This window comes from Vallitalea sediminicola (assembly GCF_054408565.1).
Genome location: NZ_BTPT01000044.1, coordinates 19563 through 36137, shown reverse-complemented (window position 1 = coordinate 36137; position 16575 = coordinate 19563). Strand labels below are relative to the sequence as shown.

15 protein-coding genes are annotated in these 16575 nt (G+C 30.5%); 12 read left to right on the top strand and 3 right to left on the bottom strand.

From position 1 onward, the window contains the following. Positions 1-8: 8 nt before the first annotated feature. On the bottom strand, positions 9-1358 hold the full coding sequence (locus ACX6CF_RS17990; protein ID WP_458786748.1) for an MATE family efflux transporter: 1350 nt from the start codon (positions 1356-1358) through the stop codon (positions 9-11). A 161-nt stretch (positions 1359-1519) separates the two neighbouring features. Next, positions 1520-1990, bottom strand: coding sequence for a MarR family winged helix-turn-helix transcriptional regulator (locus ACX6CF_RS17985; protein WP_458786747.1), 471 nt, complete (start codon positions 1988-1990; stop codon positions 1520-1522). A gap of 582 nt (positions 1991-2572) precedes the next feature. Here ACX6CF_RS17985 and ACX6CF_RS17980 point away from each other — a divergent pair. From ACX6CF_RS17980 to ACX6CF_RS17960, 5 genes are all read left to right on the top strand, one after another. Further along, entirely contained in the window at positions 2573-3823 is a 1251-nt protein-coding gene (locus tag ACX6CF_RS17980) for an MDR family MFS transporter (RefSeq protein ID WP_458786803.1), read from the top strand. A gap of 28 nt (positions 3824-3851) precedes the next feature. Next, on the top strand, positions 3852-5234 hold the full coding sequence (locus tag ACX6CF_RS17975; RefSeq protein ID WP_458786746.1) for an MATE family efflux transporter: 1383 nt from the start codon (positions 3852-3854) through the stop codon (positions 5232-5234). 189 nt (positions 5235-5423) lie between these two features. Next, positions 5424-7220, top strand: a complete 1797-nt coding sequence (locus ACX6CF_RS17970; RefSeq protein ID WP_458786745.1) for a MutS-related protein — start codon at positions 5424-5426, stop codon at positions 7218-7220. A 13-nt stretch (positions 7221-7233) separates the two neighbouring features. Beyond that, the gene (locus ACX6CF_RS17965; RefSeq protein ID WP_458786744.1) at positions 7234-7905 is read left to right on the top strand and encodes a DUF2278 family protein; all 672 of its coding nucleotides are present in this window, start codon (positions 7234-7236) and stop codon (positions 7903-7905) included. 11 nt (positions 7906-7916) lie between these two features. Beyond that, entirely contained in the window at positions 7917-8396 is a 480-nt protein-coding gene (locus ACX6CF_RS17960) for a methylated-DNA--[protein]-cysteine S-methyltransferase (RefSeq protein WP_458786743.1), read from the top strand. 116 nt (positions 8397-8512) lie between these two features. Here ACX6CF_RS17960 and ACX6CF_RS17955 read toward each other — a convergent pair whose 3' ends face one another. Next, positions 8513-9112 carry an SPOR domain-containing protein gene (locus ACX6CF_RS17955; RefSeq protein ID WP_458786742.1) on the bottom strand — a complete coding sequence of 200 codons (600 nt, stop codon included), beginning with the start codon at positions 9110-9112 and terminating at the stop codon, positions 8513-8515. Between the two features lie 286 nt (positions 9113-9398). Between ACX6CF_RS17955 and asnA the strand changes: the two genes are divergently transcribed. The 7 genes from asnA to ACX6CF_RS17920 all read left to right on the top strand — a co-directional run bounded on the left by asnA (position 9399) and on the right by ACX6CF_RS17920 (position 16475). Further along, entirely contained in the window at positions 9399-10406 is a 1008-nt protein-coding gene (gene asnA / locus ACX6CF_RS17950; RefSeq protein WP_458786741.1) for an aspartate--ammonia ligase, read from the top strand. 381 nt (positions 10407-10787) lie between these two features. Then, positions 10788-11153, top strand: coding sequence for a Na-translocating system protein MpsC family protein (locus tag ACX6CF_RS17945; protein WP_458786740.1), 366 nt, complete (start codon positions 10788-10790; stop codon positions 11151-11153). A gap of 127 nt (positions 11154-11280) precedes the next feature. Then, complete coding sequence (locus ACX6CF_RS17940) at positions 11281-12474, top strand: cation:proton antiporter (RefSeq protein ID WP_458786739.1); 1194 nt, start codon at positions 11281-11283, stop codon at positions 12472-12474. A gap of 23 nt (positions 12475-12497) precedes the next feature. Beyond that, positions 12498-12821 carry a hypothetical protein gene (locus ACX6CF_RS17935; RefSeq protein WP_458786738.1) on the top strand — a complete coding sequence of 108 codons (324 nt, stop codon included), beginning with the start codon at positions 12498-12500 and terminating at the stop codon, positions 12819-12821. A 12-nt stretch (positions 12822-12833) separates the two neighbouring features. Continuing rightward, positions 12834-14402 (top strand): ClC family H(+)/Cl(-) exchange transporter, encoded by a 1569-nt coding sequence (locus ACX6CF_RS17930; RefSeq protein ID WP_458786737.1) that lies wholly within the window; start codon positions 12834-12836, stop codon positions 14400-14402. A 269-nt stretch (positions 14403-14671) separates the two neighbouring features. Next, a complete protein-coding gene (locus tag ACX6CF_RS17925; protein WP_458786736.1) occupies positions 14672-15037 on the top strand; it encodes a Na-translocating system protein MpsC family protein in 366 nt (121 codons plus the stop codon). 190 nt (positions 15038-15227) lie between these two features. Continuing rightward, positions 15228-16475, top strand: a complete 1248-nt coding sequence (locus tag ACX6CF_RS17920) for an L-lactate MFS transporter (protein ID WP_458786735.1) — start codon at positions 15228-15230, stop codon at positions 16473-16475. The last annotated feature ends 100 nt before the right edge of the window (positions 16476-16575 follow it).

The following is a 16575-nucleotide window of genomic DNA, read 5'->3' as shown; positions in this document are numbered from 1 at the left end:
TGATTTAACTATTGACTAGCATAATTTATTTTTCTTTGAAGTTTAACAGCGAATATGACAGTAAGTATTGTAGTCATAACATCAACTATAGGTTGTGTAAATATGATGCCATTTAATCCTAGAATGCTTGGTAAAATAAGAATTACTGGGATAAAAAAGATACCTTGTCGAGCAATACTTAATATTGTACCTTTGAATGCTTTTCCAAGAGCTAAGAATAATGTTGTGTATATATATTGAAAACCAAACAAAATAAAAGTAATGCTGCTTGCTCTTAAAGCAGCACTACCTATTGCAATAACAGAGGCATCTTTACTAAAGAGACTAATAATTTGTCTTGAAAAAATCAAGAGTATAATTTCAGTTACTGCACAAAAAATGGTGGACCATTTCAGTGAAACTAAAATAGCTTCTTTCAATCTTTTATAATTTTTTGCACCAAAATTAAACCCTGCAACAGTTTGGAATCCTTTTGCATATCCAAATATAACATACGAACCGAGAGCTAAAACCCTTGTAACGACTCCCATTGCTGCAACAGCTGAGTCACCATAATGGCTTGATGCAGTGTTTGTCAATCCCATTGAAGCGCTTGATAATAACTGAAAAAGTAAAGTTGGTATCCCAATCTTCAATATTTGAGCATATATTGTCTTATCTATAGAAAAATGTTTAATCGAAATATGCAAGTTGCTTTTCCCACTGGATATATACCACACATAAATAAGGGTGGTAACTCCTTGTGCAATCACAGTTGCAATTGCGGAACCTTTAATTCCCCACTGAAATGTATATATAAAAATTGGATCAAGAACAACATTTAACCCAGCTCCCATAAGCATTGATGTCATGCTGATTTTTGTAGCACCCTCTGATGCTGAAATATTATTCATTGTTACGTTAATAACATTTAATATTGACCCTGGTATATAGATAATAGCAAACTCTTTTGCATAAGGCAAAATTGTTTGAGTAGCACCTAAAAAAATTAACACTTTATCAAGAAAACACATTGTTACCCCAATAGTTATCAATCCTACAATGATACTAGTAAATAATGCTGTTGAAGCAGTAAAATCAGCTTGTTTATTATTCTTTTCACCTAAAAGTCTTGATATGTAAGATGCAGAACCGCTTCCAAATGTTAACCCTAATCCAATAATTACCTGCACAATCGGATATGCAATTGAGACAGCACCCATTTGACTTGTCCCCAATCCTCCAACAAACATAGCATCCACAACATTATAAAGTGAAGTCACAAGCATTCCGATAATAACTGGTATACCAAGCTGGAATAATACTTTTGTAATATTACCTTCACTCATCATTTTAAGTTTATTTTCTTTTTTATTCATTGATATGAACCTCCTATAATTTATTTACGATACAGAGTATAGTAGCTATACACTTTAAGCAAAAAAAATATTTTCAACATACTCATTAACTGAAAAATGCTTATATAGAGATTTACCGTTAATGAGTATAGCAGCTATACACTTTGAGCAAAAAACATTTATTATGTAAACTTTTCTTCAAAATCTTCAATTTGCTCTTCGACTTTATTTAAAACATTCTTTAGGAATGTAATTTCTTCATTTGAAGCATCTTTTAATATATCATTAATTAATGTATCAAATTTTTTATGCAATTTTAAATGATTTGCGTCTGCAATTTCACCTTTTGAAGTTAATTTTATAATAAGTTTTGATTGATTATATAAATCAGCTTCTTTTTTTACGAAACCCTTTTTATTCAGTTTATTAACAATTTGTGATACAGCCCCTTTTGTTACACCTAATTTATTTGCCAATCCTGTAATATGAATACCCTCCTCTTCTTTAATTGCTCTTATCATATGTATTTCTGAGCTGAATAAAGGTGTATCAGTCCCATAATAACGAGTTTGTTTATCATTTTCGTTAAATTTGTAAATTACCCTTAATAAAGAATAACTTATTTTATTTTTTCGTTCATTATTTAAATTCATCATACTAAAAGAGTATAGTAGCTATACACTTTTGTCAAGTCCTATCTTTTATAAAGATTTTTAATTTTTCAAAACATATATTTCCTCTTAACTGGGAACATATCACTTTCCTAGGTGAATATTCTTTTGATGTCAATGTACAGTTTGAGACAGATAATTTAAGAAAGCTTAATATATGATGGGATAACTCGTCAATATTTCTTGTTGGTGTGATTCAGAGAAATATTGGCGAGACCCCTATTTCAAGTATAAAACTCTCCTTAAATTGCTTAACTAAATGACATTGTTAAAATAGCCTGCTTTTTTATGTTATAGAAAAATATTACATACAATATTCATATCACAACTTGTGTTAATAATTCAAATAATAAATACTAAGTTATAAAAAGTAATTTTATCTGTAAAGAATGATTATTAAATGAATGAAAGATGAAGAATCACTTTTATATACGTTAATTATGAAGTATTTGGTCATAAAATAATTAAGAATTGACCATATAACTTTACTTGACAAGAGTCGAATTATAGTCCATTATATTATAACAATGCTTAAAAAAACTAGATAAGGGGGATGATTTGGTAGTGATTATAAAATCATTTAAACAGTACATAGGTTTGCCGAAAGAGATCTATATTCTGGCTATTCAGAGATTTGTTAATTCGCTTGGTGGTTTTGTTTATGCCTTTTTAACTCTGTTTCTGAGTAAGAGATTAGGTTTACAAGAAGATGTTATTGGTAGATTTATGTTGATATGTTCTCTAGTAGGTATACCTGGTTCGCTTATTTCCGGTCATTTAGTTGATAGATGTAATAGAAAAACAATTTTGCTTGTTTCTAGAACTATATCAGCTTTCATTTTTATTATTTGCGGTTTCCTCGGTAATTCAATAATGGTTGTCTATTTACTAATTATATCAAGTTTCATATCAAGTTTTTCAGGTCCAGCAAGTGGTGCTATGACTGCTGATTTAACAACTCCTGAAAATAGAAAACAAAGTTTTTCTTTATTATATTTAGGTATGAATGTCGGATTAGCTTTAGGTTTCACCATTGCAGGTTATTTATTTAAACATTACACTAGATGGATTTTTTGGGGTGATGGTATAACTTCTTTGCTTAGTTTATTATTAGTAGTTTTTTATATAAAGGATACTAGACCAACAAAAGCTCAAATAGAAGAAATCAATGAATCAGATAGAGATGGAGAAAAAGAAGAAAAGGGTTCTATTATTACTGCTCTATTCAAAAGACCATTTTTATTGGGATTTGTATTAATATCTTCTGTTATAGGTTTTATATATAATCAGCATGGTTTTATTATGCCGCTGCATTTGGAGAAATTATTCCCAGATAATGGAGCAAGATATTTTGGTAATGTTATGACTATTAATACATTAATTGTTGTTTTATTTACACCAATTATAATGCATTTTATAAGAAAAATTAAACCAGTTGTCAATGTGGCGATTGCAACCTTAACATATATTGTAGGTTTTGGTATGATGGGTTATTCTAATGAATTATGGGTCTTTTTTGTTGCGGTATTCATATGGACTACAGGTGAGATTATTGCAACTACAAACACCGGAGTTTATATTTCCAACCATTCACCAGTTAACCACAGAGGTAGATTTAATTCCATAATAGGTATGATTCAAGCTGCTGGACGTTCTTTTGCTCCATTCTTCATGGGAATGTACTTAGTATCACACAGCAACTCACAGGGTTGGATATTAACTGCTTTTGTTGGTATAATCGCATTCATTATGCTTTGTGTTCTATTTTATAGTGAAAAGCGTCACAATAATAGAGTTGAAGAATTAAGCAAATAGATATAGGATATATAGAAAGGATTTATTTATGAAGAACAAAAATATTGATACTACTAAAGGAGATATTAAGAAAAATCTGTGGATATTGGCATGGCCTATAATGATAGGTAATCTGATACAGGTTATTTATAATATGACAGATACATATTGGGTAGGGAAACTTGATAACAGTACTGAAGCAATTGCAGCTGTAACAATAACATTTTCGGTTGTATTTGTATTAGTCTCATTAGCAGCCGGATTAGGTATAGGATCAGCAACATTAGCATCTCAATATTATGGTGCTAGAGAATATAAGAAAGTTGATCAAGTAACGTATACATCATTAATTGTTATTGGAGCAATAGCACTGATATTTGTTGCTTGTGGTATTATTTTCTATAGACAACTATTTGATTTGTTACAGACACCAGCTAATATCATACCCATTGCAAAAGACTATTTTATAATAATCATGGTAGGTATGATATTCATGTTTATATTTTTTATCATGAGTGGTATATTACGTGGAGTCGGTGATACGAGAACACCAATGATTGCAGGAATAGTATCAGGTATAATAAATATGATATTAGACCCATTCCTTATATTTGGTTGGTGGATATTCCCTGAGTTAGGTATTTCAGGAGCTGCTTATGCTACAGTGATTTCTAGAGTATTTGCTTCGGGTTATATTTTCTATGTAGTACTTAGAGGTAAAACATTCCTTAAAATGAATTTACGTAATTTCAAGGTGGACTTAAAAATTACAAAACAACTATTTAAAATAGGAGTGCCATCTAGTATATCTCAAGCAGTTATTAGTTTGGGTGGAACAGTTATAATGAGTAGAGTAAATATGTTCGGTGATGTTGCAATTGCAACTCACGGTATTGGAAATAGATTAGAATCATTATTAGCCATGCCTACTATGGGGCTAGCTCAAGCGGCAAGTTCAATCGTTGGACAGAATCTTGGTGCTGGGCAAAAGGAACGAGCTTTTAAAAGTGGTCAATATGCTATGAAGTTTTCCTTTATTATCCTAATAATAATGGGGGCTATATTTGCTATTTTCCCTACTGTATTCTTTGATGTATTTTCAGATGATACGCAAGTAATTGAGATGGGACGTTACTATATATATGGAGTAACACTATTATATGCATTTGTAGGTTGTAGAATTGTTATGTCCAATGTTTTTCAAGGTGCAGGAGCCGCTTCGGTGTCAATGTGGTTAAGCCTTATCTGTTTATGGGCATTCAGAGTTCCGCTTTCTTATGCACTATCCTATACTCCATTAGGGATAAAAGGAGTTTGGTTAGGTGTTGGATTATCATTCATTGTTAGTTTCTTTTTTATGTATTATTTCTATAAAAAAGGTAACTGGATGAATAAGGTTGTTGTAGAAAAGAAAGAACCTGTAGAAGCATAGCTTAACAATTGATTACAATATGGGCCTGTAAGGGCTCTTTTTTTATAATTCTAAAAATGTTATGTTATTACATTATTTAATTTTTATATATTTTCACACTTTAAAAAAATTATCATATGTGGTATTGTTGTATTAAAAACTATTGGAATAATATTCAATAGAATTTCTAATAAACGGAGTGTGAGGAAAATGAACCCAAAAAGACAATACATAAAGAAAAAAGATATGTATAAAAAAGAATTAGAAAAACTTAATCATAAAATTAATGTTTATGGTAATGTAAGACTTATTGTAATACTTGCAGGATTAGCACTTACTATATGGTCATATACTAGAAAATCATATTTACTGAGCTTGAATAGTTTAATTATTACACTTGTATTATTTATCAGTCTAATAATTATACATCAGAAGAATATCGATTTAAGACCTAGATTAACAGCTCTACATAAAATTAATGAAAACGGTATTAAACGTTTAAAAGGTGAATGGAAAAAATTTCAGAAGACAGGTGAAGAATTTATTGATGAAGACCATAATTATTCATGGGATCTAGATATATTTGGTAAAAATTCATTATTTCAATGGATAAACCATACCAATACCCCGATGGGTAAGAAAAAGTTAAGGGATTCACTTATAAAACCTAATAAAAATATTGGATTAATAAGAAAAAGACAGGAAGCGATAACAGAACTTTCCCAAAATATGGATTGGGTCCATGAATTAGAAGCAGCAGGTATGATAGAAGATAATAATAATATAGATGAAGGTGAGTTAATAAAATGGAGTAAAGATGTAGTGCCATTTTATCTAAACAACTTATTAGGATTATTTGTGAAGATACTTCCTATTGTTTCAGTATCAACTATAGTACTACCTTTTTGTATACCTTCTTTCTCTCATGTATATGGTATTATATTTATGAGCTTACAAATACTTATTGTGTTTAAAGGTCTAGGTAAAAGACATAGTAGGTTATCTACTATTGACAGTTTCCAAAAGCAAATAGCAATTTATGATAAAATGATAAAATTGATTGAATCAAGGGATTTCGAATCAAGTCTATTGATGGATTTAAAAAAACAAATGGAAAGTGAAAATGAGATTACTTCTAGTCAAATAAAGAAATTAGATAGTATTATGGATATGATAAATGTTAGACATGTACAATTCTATTTAATATTTGATATAATTACTCTATGGGATTATCAATGTGCTATTTCACTTGAAAATTGGAAAAGCAGGTATGGAAATAACTTTACAAAATGGTTAGATTCGTTAGGTGAATTTGAAGCTTTAGCTAGTTTGGCTACAATAGCTTATGAACAACCAGATTGGGTAATGCCTACAATAATCAATGAATATAAAGTATCAGCTACTAAGGTAGGACATCCTCTGATAAATGATAATGATAGAGTATGTAACAATGTTATTTTTGGCGGTAGGCATTCTTCTCTATTGGTTACAGGTTCTAATATGTCCGGTAAAAGTACATTCCTTAGAACTATAGGTATCAATTTAGTATTAGCTTATGCAGGGGCTCCGGTTTGTGCCAAAGAGTTTTGCTGTCCTCTTATGGATTTATATACATCTATGAGGGTAAAAGATGATATAGACAATAAAATATCTTCATTCTATGCAGAATTGTTAAGGATTAAAAAAATAATTAAAGCTACTAATGATGGGGAAAAAGTATTCTATTTATTAGATGAAATATTTAAAGGTACCAATTCAAGAGATAGACATATAGGGGCTAAGACCTTAATTAAAAAATTATGTAAAGGAAACACACTAGGACTTGTTTCAACTCATGATCTAGAATTAGCTGATTTAGAAATAGATCCAGATTCAAGAGTTAAGAATTATCATTTCCAAGAGCACTATAAAGATAATAAGATTCTATTTGATTACAAATTATATTCAGGTGTCTCCAATACATTTAATGCGGTATTTTTAATGAAGGAGATAGGGATAGATATATAGAAAGGAGAACCTCATGAGTTTACAGGCTTACGGACTACTAAAGGGTAAAGCAGTAGATACAAAAGAGGAAAGGGATAATAATAGACCTCATTATCATATTCTTGTTAAAGCTAATGAAGAAAATTATAGGATATCAATCAATATAATGTCCAATGATGTGTTATCTGAATTACTTTTTTATACAAACGAAAATTTTGACCATCCTATGACAAAGGTGATAACTAAATTACCTTATGGTTTTTATTTTAGTAATGATTGTTCTATTGACTATATAAGAGGTAATATGGGATTTGTCAGAGAGGATATGAAAAAGATTCCTCATGACAAAGTGGGTCCTAATAATGATCTTAATGAAAAACTTAATCATTACATAGATAAAGCCATTTCATCAGATGATACAGATATTTATATATATGGTTCAAAATGGAAAACTGGTAATTATTGTAAACCTGATAGAATTTTTGGTTTCAGTCCATCAATGGGTATGCATGATATTCATATGAATCAAGGTAATATCAGAAAATGGAAAAAAGATAGTGGAGTATGGCAAGATGGGTGCCTTATGATACATTATAAAGAGATAAACAAATGGGTTGGAATATTTCTTGCCTTCCAATCTCAATCATGGGATAATAATGATTGTACAGGTCAGGCTAACTATAAATATAAGAAGAAAAAAAGATAAGGAGGATTAACATGTATTATGGAATACTTAATTCGCCTTTATTTCCTATTATTGTTGTAGGAGATGAAAAGGGGCTATCTTATATACATCTTCAAACTAAATCAGGTAAAGAACTTAGTCTATCTGAAGATTGGATTAGAAATGATAATTTTTTTACAGAGACATTTAACCAATTAGATGAATATTTCAGTGGCAGGAGAAAAGAATTCAATCTAAAATTAAATCCACAGGGTACCGAATTCCAAAAAAAAGTATGGAATGCATTAACTAAAATACCTTATGGTGAAGTGTGTTCATACAAAGATATAGCCATAGCAGTAGGTAATGTTAAAGCATGTAGAGCAGTAGGAATGGCTAATTCAAAAAATCCCATATCTATTGTAGTTCCATGTCATAGGGTAATAGGCAGTAGCGGAAAACTCGTTGGATATGCTGGGGGATTAGATACAAAAGATGAACTTTTGAAATTAGAAAGAAAATATAATGAATAATGATAAATTAAGGGGCAGTTTCAATAATATATTTGACTTTGTTAGTCAAGAATGTATATGAGACTGCCCCTTAGATATTAATATGTAATTAAATAATTATTATTTATATAAAATATTTATTCAGAAACAATAAAGCTTTCAAATCCTGCCTTATCTACAAGGTCTTTTCTTTTAGTAGCATTTTTCATTTGTGAAAAAGTACCTGCAATAACTCTATGCTTGTTATTGTTAGGAGCTACATATGCGTCAATATTCTTGGCAATAAGTTCTTCTTTTAATTTAGTAGCATTTGCTTTTTGGTCAAAAGAACCTACAATAACTCTAAAATATTTTTTAGTACTAGTTGAAGTCTTGGTTGAGCTTGAAGTCGAACTTGATTTTGAATCAGATGAACTAGTATTTACTGTAGAAGAATTAGATTTCTCTTCTTCTTTTTCTTCTATTTTTTTAGTAAGTTCTTCCTTTTGACTTGTGAGGTCTTCGATAATCTTATCTTTTTCTGATAATGAATTTTCAAGTTCTTTGATTTTTTCCATTGATTCATTGTCTTCAGTTGATTGGTCAGAGTCATCATTAGTTGTAATGTCAGTAGTTTCTTGTTGCTTATTTGTTTGAGTATCTTCATCATTCACCATGTCATTTAGAGATGGTTTCTTCTGACAACCAACAAGAACTAAGGTTAATAGTAACATGCTTATTAATACTTTTTTAATCATTTATTATCCTCCTCGATATGATTATTATACATAAGTCAGGTTAATTGACATGAGTAATCTTACCACTAATAGTGAGGATGAATTAATCATGTGTTAATTATTGTAATAACTTATGTCATATTAGATTATATAGCAGATAAATGTCGATTTCAATAGTAGATATGTTTGAGGGTTGACTTTTTATGCATAGAACAGTATATTTATATTATTATATTTACATTTATTAATTTCCATGGTTTAATGTAATAAAAAGGCAAAGCGTTAAAGCTTACACTAAGGAGGCAACATGAAGCGATTAATGATTATTGACGGTTACGATTCAAAAATGAGTCTCATGGAGACAGAAATAGCAGTAAAACAGACAAAAGATTATTTTGAGAGTTCTTTATCAAAAGTCTTGAACCTTACTAGAGTATCAGCCCCATTATTTGTATTACCAGAGACCGGGCTTAATGATAATTTGAACGGTTACGAAAGACCTGTAAGTTTTGATATAAAAGAAACTGGTAAAGTTGCAGAAATTGTACACTCTCTAGCCAAATGGAAAAGAATGGCTCTTCACCGTTATAATGTTGAAGCAGGAAATGGTATCTATACAGATATGAATGCCATCAGAAGAGACGAAGAAATGGATAATCTCCATTCTATTTATGTAGATCAATGGGATTGGGAAAGAGTTGTTACAAAAGAGCAGAGAAATGAAGAATTCCTAAAAGATATAGTAAAGAAAATTTATCAAGTGTTTAAGGATACAGAGGATTTTTTGTGTGAAAAATATCCATTTTTAGGCAAACATCTACCTGACAACATCAAATTTATTACTACACAAGAATTAGAAGACATGTACCCAGATGTAGATCCTTCAGAAAGAGAAGATAAAGCAGCAAAAGAATATTATGCTATTTTTATCATGAAAATAGGTGGAGTGTTAAAATCGGGTAAAAAACATGATGGAAGAGCACCAGACTATGATGATTGGGAACTAAATGGAGATATAGTATTTTGGAATCCAATATTGAATAGAGCTTTTGAATTATCATCTATGGGTATTCGTGTTGATGAAGAATCACTTGAAAGCCAATTGACCATTGCTGGAGCAGGGGAAAGAAAAGAATTGAAATATCATAAGATGATATTGGATAAAACACTTCCTTATACAATTGGTGGTGGTATAGGTCAATCAAGAATATGTATGTATTTCTTAAGAAAAGCACATATTGGTGAAGTACAAGCCAGTATTTGGCCAGAAGAAATGATAGTAGACTGTGAATCTCATGGGATTAATTTATTATAAATTATTTTTTTATGTTAAATGTTTTTTGTACTAATTTATTTTTTATGTTTTTCAAGTATGAGTATAGTTATCATTTCTTTAGGAATATTTGACAATAATTCTTGAATGATAATAAGTAAAATGTATGTTTGTTACAAAAAATACTGGGTTATCCTAGCTATTTCATTAAAAGCAAAAAAGTTGACAAAGGGATTATCGTTAAATATAATAGTAAAAGTAATGAAAACCATATAGTATTGGTAAATGAGTTTGAGTATCTTTGGATAAACAATTTTATGGACCAGTTTCTCTTATAGCTTTCTATAAATATAAGCTCTAATTGAACTGGTCTTTTATATGGATTTTTTTAATTAAATTTATTTTTTCTAGGGAGGGTCAGACATGACTAAAGGACAATTAGAAGCATTGATAAGTACTAAAATGGTAGCTTTCCAAAGAGAACAATTAGGTAGAGGAGCTGAAGGAACAAAAACTTATATTAGTGGAGATATGATTATTATAAGGATGAAAAATGTTCTTACACCAGCTGAAAAACAATTAGCAATCACTGATCAAGGCAAAGGTTTAATAAAAGAAATAAGGATTCAGTTAGAAAGTATCATTCGTCCAAAATTAGAAGATTTGATGCAGAATTTGACTGGAGCAAAAGTAATAAGTATACACAATGATATTAGTACGAAAACAGGTGAACGTATTGATATGTTCATATTGGATTGTAATCTAGAAGATAGATTAAAACTAGATTAATCTTCACAATTTTTACGGATTTATTAATATATTAAAACATTGAAGCAGTTCAAGTTTTTAATATGATAATAAATGATTACATTGATATGATTAATAAACTAGAATTTAAAATAAGGAGAGTGTCATAATGTTATCATATGGTTTTTTCTTGGATTTAGCGATTATCTTACTTAGTACAAAATTATTAGGTTTAATAACTAGAAAAATACGTATGCCACAAGTAGTAGGAGCACTTCTTGCGGGATTAATACTTGGACCAGCATTACTGAATGTTGTTCATGAAAGTGATTTTATAGATAAAATGGCCGAATTAGGCGTTATAGTTTTGATGTTTTCAGCAGGTCTTGAAACAGATTTGAAAGAATTGAAAAAATGTGGAAAAGCTTCTTTTATTATTGCAGTATTAGGGGTTGTATTGCCACTTGTTGGAGGTCTTGTAGTAGCTGGATTGTTTGCAGGAAATCTAGCGCATATGACTCAAAAAGAATTACTTGAAAATATATTTATAGGAGTGGTTCTTACAGCAACATCTGTTAGTATTACAGTTGAAACACTAAGAGAAATGGGGAAATTAAAATCTTCATCTGGAACTGCTATTCTGGGAGCAGCGGTTATTGATGATGTACTTGGAATAATAATCCTAACAGTTATTTCTAGTTTCGCTGACCCTAGTGTGAGTATTGTAAGTATTTTAGTAAGAATATTATTATTCTTTGTATTTGCAGCAGTTTGCGCATTTGTTTTTTACTATTTGTTTAATAAGATGTCTAATAAGTATGGGAAGAAAAGAAGACTTCCAATATATAGTTTAGCATTCTGTTTGATTTTAGCCTACATAGCTGAAGAGTTCTTTGGAGTAGCAGATATAACGGGGGCATTCTTGGCAGGGATAATTATTTCTAACGTAACTCATGCAGATTATGTTTCAGAAAAACTGGATATTACGTCATACATGCTTTTATCACCTATTTTCTTTGCGAGTATAGGTATAAAAACAAGTGTTGATAATATGGATATGAAGATTATTCTATTTGCAGCCGTATTGCTTATCATTGCCATTCTTACAAAGGTAGTAGGATGTGGATTAGGTGCTAAGATGTGTGGATATAATAGCGCAGAATCTATGCAAATTGGAGTTGGAATGATTTCCAGGGGTGAAGTTGCACTTATTGTAGCCGATAAAGGAGCTTCTATCGGGCTAATGAATCATACATATTTTGCTCCGCTTATTATAGTTGTTATCATCACGACAATAATTACACCAATACTTTTGAAGGTAGTTTACAATAATAAAAAGAATAAACAAGTTAGTATGTCATAGATTAAAATTGGAGGCATGACAAAATGTATTTGGTATTATGTACAATAAATGACGAAAGCAAAAAGAATGTTTTTGAGAGTGTATTAACAACAAAAAATGGAGTACATAGTGTTTTATGGTTAACAGTAAAAGATGGATTAGATAAAAAACTTAAGAATACAATAATAGGTGGTTCTATTTCAGGATTATATGAGAATAAGTATAAATTGACAAGTTTGATTACAATGGAAAAGGAATCATATAAAGATATATATCAAAAGTTGCAGAAATTAGGACTAGAAGATTATATTGACAGTTATGCCACATTGCCGATACTAGAAGAGTGCAAATCTATTTCATTAGCCTAAGGAGTGCTTAACGTGAGTAACAGTAATAAAACTACGGATACATTGAATCATTGGTATACTCTAGACTTAAAGGTTATACTAGAAGGAATAATCATAGGATTTTTGACAGGACTTATTATTGTCGCATATAGAGTATGCTTAAGTCATGCAGATGTGATTAGAGATAGAGCTTATGAATTTATGTCTGGTAAAACTGGAATGATTATTCTATGGTTTGTACTATTGATTATAGTTGGAATCATACTTGGTTGGTTAATAAAAAAATATCCAATGATAAAAGGTAGTGGTATCCCTCAGATAAAAGGCTTCTTAGTTAGACAGCTTAGTATCAGTTGGTTAAAAGAATTAGTACTAAAATTCTTTGGTGGAATACTGTCTATTGGGTTTGGACTTTCATTAGGAAGAGAAGGTCCCTCAGTTCAAATGGGAGCTACTGCTGGACTTGGATTCAGCCGTATTTTTAAGAGATTCCATTTAGAGGAAAAATATTTAGTTACTGCTGGTGCAAGTGCGGGACTGGCAGCAGCTTTTAATGCACCACTTGCAGGTGTTATATTTGCACTAGAAGAATTACATCGTAATTTTTCCCCAATTATACTTATGTGTGCTATGGGGGCATCTATAACAGCAGATTTTGTTTCGAGTAATTTCTTTGGGCTTAAGCCTATATTTGATTTTACTAACTTAGAGATTCTACCTCTAAAATACTATTTGATGATTGTTGGTTTAGGAATAATAGCAGCAGTACTTGGAAAATTATTTAATAATCTACTATTATTAGCTTCTAAATATATAGATGGTTCTAAAAAGATTAAACCAATATGTAAACCAGTGATACCTCTTATAATATCAGGTATTCTAGGATTCACAATTCCAAGTGTATTAGGTGGAGGTCATGAATTAATTGTTAGATTGACCAATGAGAATGTACTGATTAAAGCTTTAATAGTTTTATTTATCTTAAAACTATTATTCACAGTTATATCCTACGGTTCTGGTGTACCAGGTGGTATATTCCTACCTGTTCTTGTCCTAGGAGCATTAATAGGAAAAACTTATGGACAAGTATGTGTATCAGTATTTAATATAGATGAAGTGTATATACTCAATTTTATAACTTTGGCTATGGCAGCGTATTTTACAGCAATTGTAAAAGCGCCAATAACAGGAAGTATATTGGTTACAGAGATGACAGGTTCTTTTAATCATCTATTACCACTTATAACAATCTGTTTAGTAGCACAAGTTGTAACTGGAGTAATTAATTCAGGAGCAATATATGATTTATTGTTAGAAAAATTATTGAAGAACAAAAAAGGTAATTACATGAAAGAAGCAGGCGATAAAAAAGTAATACTTGAAATTCCAGTAATGTTTGGTTCGGAGATTGAACATAGTAAGATTAAGAATATAACATGGCCTTCTAATTGCCTGGTAGTTGGAATTAGAAGAGGAGAAAAAGAATTGATTCCCAATGGAGAATATAAAATATATGCTGGAGACTTTTTGATCATACTGACAGATTCCAATGACGCAGATACAATGAAATTGGAATTACTTGATATGGCTACAGTTGAATAGGTATTTATATTTACTCAACTGTTTTACATATAAACCCTAATATAATTTAATAGAAAAACACCTCATAAAAAGATTGATTTATCTCTTTTGTGGGGTGTTTTTTGTATCTATAATTAAATGTTTGATGGGTTTGCAAGTGTGAAATGTAGAACTTGCAATAATTTAATGAATATGGTATTATCTTAATGGAAAAATGCAAAGGAAGGGTTTCGGATGGATTAACCAGCTTGAACCAAGCCAATAGCGTGGAAATTGATGGGAGAATATTTATGACAAAGGGACAGAAGGAAGCAAAAATATGTGAGGTAATTGCACGATTTGAAGCTGAATATATGGGAAGAGGTCCTGAAAGAATTAATGCAAAAATTATGGATGATGTTATTTTTGTAAGACAATGGGGTTTTTTGACGTTGGCTGAGGAATCACTTGCAGAAACTAATGATGGAATAGAACTCATTAAACAGATTCGTTCACGTCTTTTTGAAAAGGCTAATGATAGATTTAGGAATGTTATCAATGGAGTGATTAACTCAAATATTATTAGTATTCACTCAGATGTAAGTACAATTACAGGAGAAAAGATTATCGTTGTTACATTTGATGAAAATATCGAAGCAAAGTTTTTTGGTAATTAAAAGCAGAATTTAGATCATTGGAAGACAATTAAATGGTATTTAACCAGTTATAAGTAAGCCAATATTCACGATTGTAAGTAGTGGATATTGGCTTGCTTTAAAGTTGATTATATGATGAACGGAATTGGTTTAGATGAAGAAGCATATGATAAGGGTGCTAATATCAATGAAATAGGATAGGAGTAGGTATATGAATATCTTTAAAAACAGTAGTACAAGTAGTTCAACAAATAATTATAAGTTCAAAAGATGGATGTTTGTTATTCTAGGGATGATAATGTTTATGTGTCTAGGAACAGTATATTCATGGAGTGTGTTTAGAACTCCAATAGAAGAGCAGTATCAGATTGATGCTACCTTGAGTGGTTTACCATATTTAGTATTTTTATTAGCATATACAGCATCTATGGTGATAACTGGTAAATTGATTGACCGCATTAATCCTAAAATCATGATTTTAATAGGTGGTATTATGGTAGGTATAGGTTGGTTTTTATCAGGTATTGCAGTATCGTTTAGTATGATTATAATCTCATACGGTGCAATATCAGGCGCAGGTGTCGGCATTGCTTATGGACCTCCAATAAAAGTTATATCAAGTTGTTTTACAAAAAAACGTGGTGTAGCTATAGGATTATTGCTTGGAGGATTTGGTTTATCACCTTTGATAACAGCTCCAATAGCAAAGGCTTTAATTAATCAAATAGGCGTTAATAGTACTTTCAAAGTTATAGGGATTTTTTTCTTGATAGTGATACCTTTGATAGGACTGTATTTTGAAAAGCCTGTTCAAGTAACAGAAGGTAATGATGAAATGAAAAATGTTAACAATATTACCCATGAAAGTAGTGTTTTTGAATTAATTAAAAGTACTAAATTTCAAGGATTGTGGCTATGTTTTGTTATTGGTACTTCTATTGGTCTCATGATTATAGGTATTTCAAGTCAGATTGGCGAAGAGTTGTTCAAGATTAATTCTAATACAACAGCCTCTCTTTTATCCATTTTTGCAATTTTTAATGCAGTTGGGCGTCCGCTTTTTGGTTGGATTACAGATAGATTTAGTCCCTTTGTATCTGCTATGACTTCATTCATACTTATTTTTATTACAGCGGGTTTAATGTATGTGACAAAAGACTACACAATATTAATATATATAATAGCACTATCAGTGCTTTGGATGAATTTAGGTGCCTGGCTTTCAATTGCACCAACAACTATAGCCATGTATTTTGGTGAAGCAAACTATAGTCGTAATTATGGTGTGTTATTTACTGCATACGGCATAGGTGCAGTAATAGGAACACCTTTGGCTGGTTTTATTAGAACACAGTTTGGAAGCTATCAATATATCTTTTTACCTATAATGGTTATGGCGATTATTGGAATGATTATAGCTCTATTAACAATAAAACCTAAGAAAACTTCAAAATCATAATAGAAACTACTGTTCAGCAATTTTCTTAACTTTTTCAAATATACCCTTGACTATAACGTAACGTAATAGTATATAATTAATTTTAGTGATATTACTAATA

Excerpts from the sequence above, each read along its gene's own strand:
- ACX6CF_RS17990 (WP_458786748.1), bottom strand. The coding sequence starts at position 1,358 with ATGAATAAAAAAGAAAATAAACTTAAAATGATGAGTGAAGGTAATATT.
- ACX6CF_RS17985 (WP_458786747.1), bottom strand. The coding sequence starts at position 1,990 with ATGAATTTAAATAATGAACGAAAAAATAAAATAAGTTATTCTTTATTA.
- ACX6CF_RS17975 (WP_458786746.1), top strand. The coding sequence starts at position 3,852 with ATGAAGAACAAAAATATTGATACTACTAAAGGAGATATTAAGAAAAAT.
- ACX6CF_RS17970 (WP_458786745.1), top strand. The coding sequence starts at position 5,424 with ATGAACCCAAAAAGACAATACATAAAGAAAAAAGATATGTATAAAAAA.
- ACX6CF_RS17965 (WP_458786744.1), top strand. The coding sequence starts at position 7,234 with ATGAGTTTACAGGCTTACGGACTACTAAAGGGTAAAGCAGTAGATACA.
- ACX6CF_RS17960 (WP_458786743.1), top strand. The coding sequence starts at position 7,917 with ATGTATTATGGAATACTTAATTCGCCTTTATTTCCTATTATTGTTGTA.
- ACX6CF_RS17955 (WP_458786742.1), bottom strand. The coding sequence starts at position 9,112 with ATGATTAAAAAAGTATTAATAAGCATGTTACTATTAACCTTAGTTCTT.
- asnA (WP_458786741.1), top strand. The coding sequence starts at position 9,399 with ATGAAGCGATTAATGATTATTGACGGTTACGATTCAAAAATGAGTCTC.
- ACX6CF_RS17945 (WP_458786740.1), top strand. The coding sequence starts at position 10,788 with ATGACTAAAGGACAATTAGAAGCATTGATAAGTACTAAAATGGTAGCT.
- ACX6CF_RS17940 (WP_458786739.1), top strand. The coding sequence starts at position 11,281 with ATGTTATCATATGGTTTTTTCTTGGATTTAGCGATTATCTTACTTAGT.
- ACX6CF_RS17935 (WP_458786738.1), top strand. The coding sequence starts at position 12,498 with ATGTATTTGGTATTATGTACAATAAATGACGAAAGCAAAAAGAATGTT.
- ACX6CF_RS17925 (WP_458786736.1), top strand. The coding sequence starts at position 14,672 with ATGACAAAGGGACAGAAGGAAGCAAAAATATGTGAGGTAATTGCACGA.
- ACX6CF_RS17920 (WP_458786735.1), top strand. The coding sequence starts at position 15,228 with ATGAATATCTTTAAAAACAGTAGTACAAGTAGTTCAACAAATAATTAT.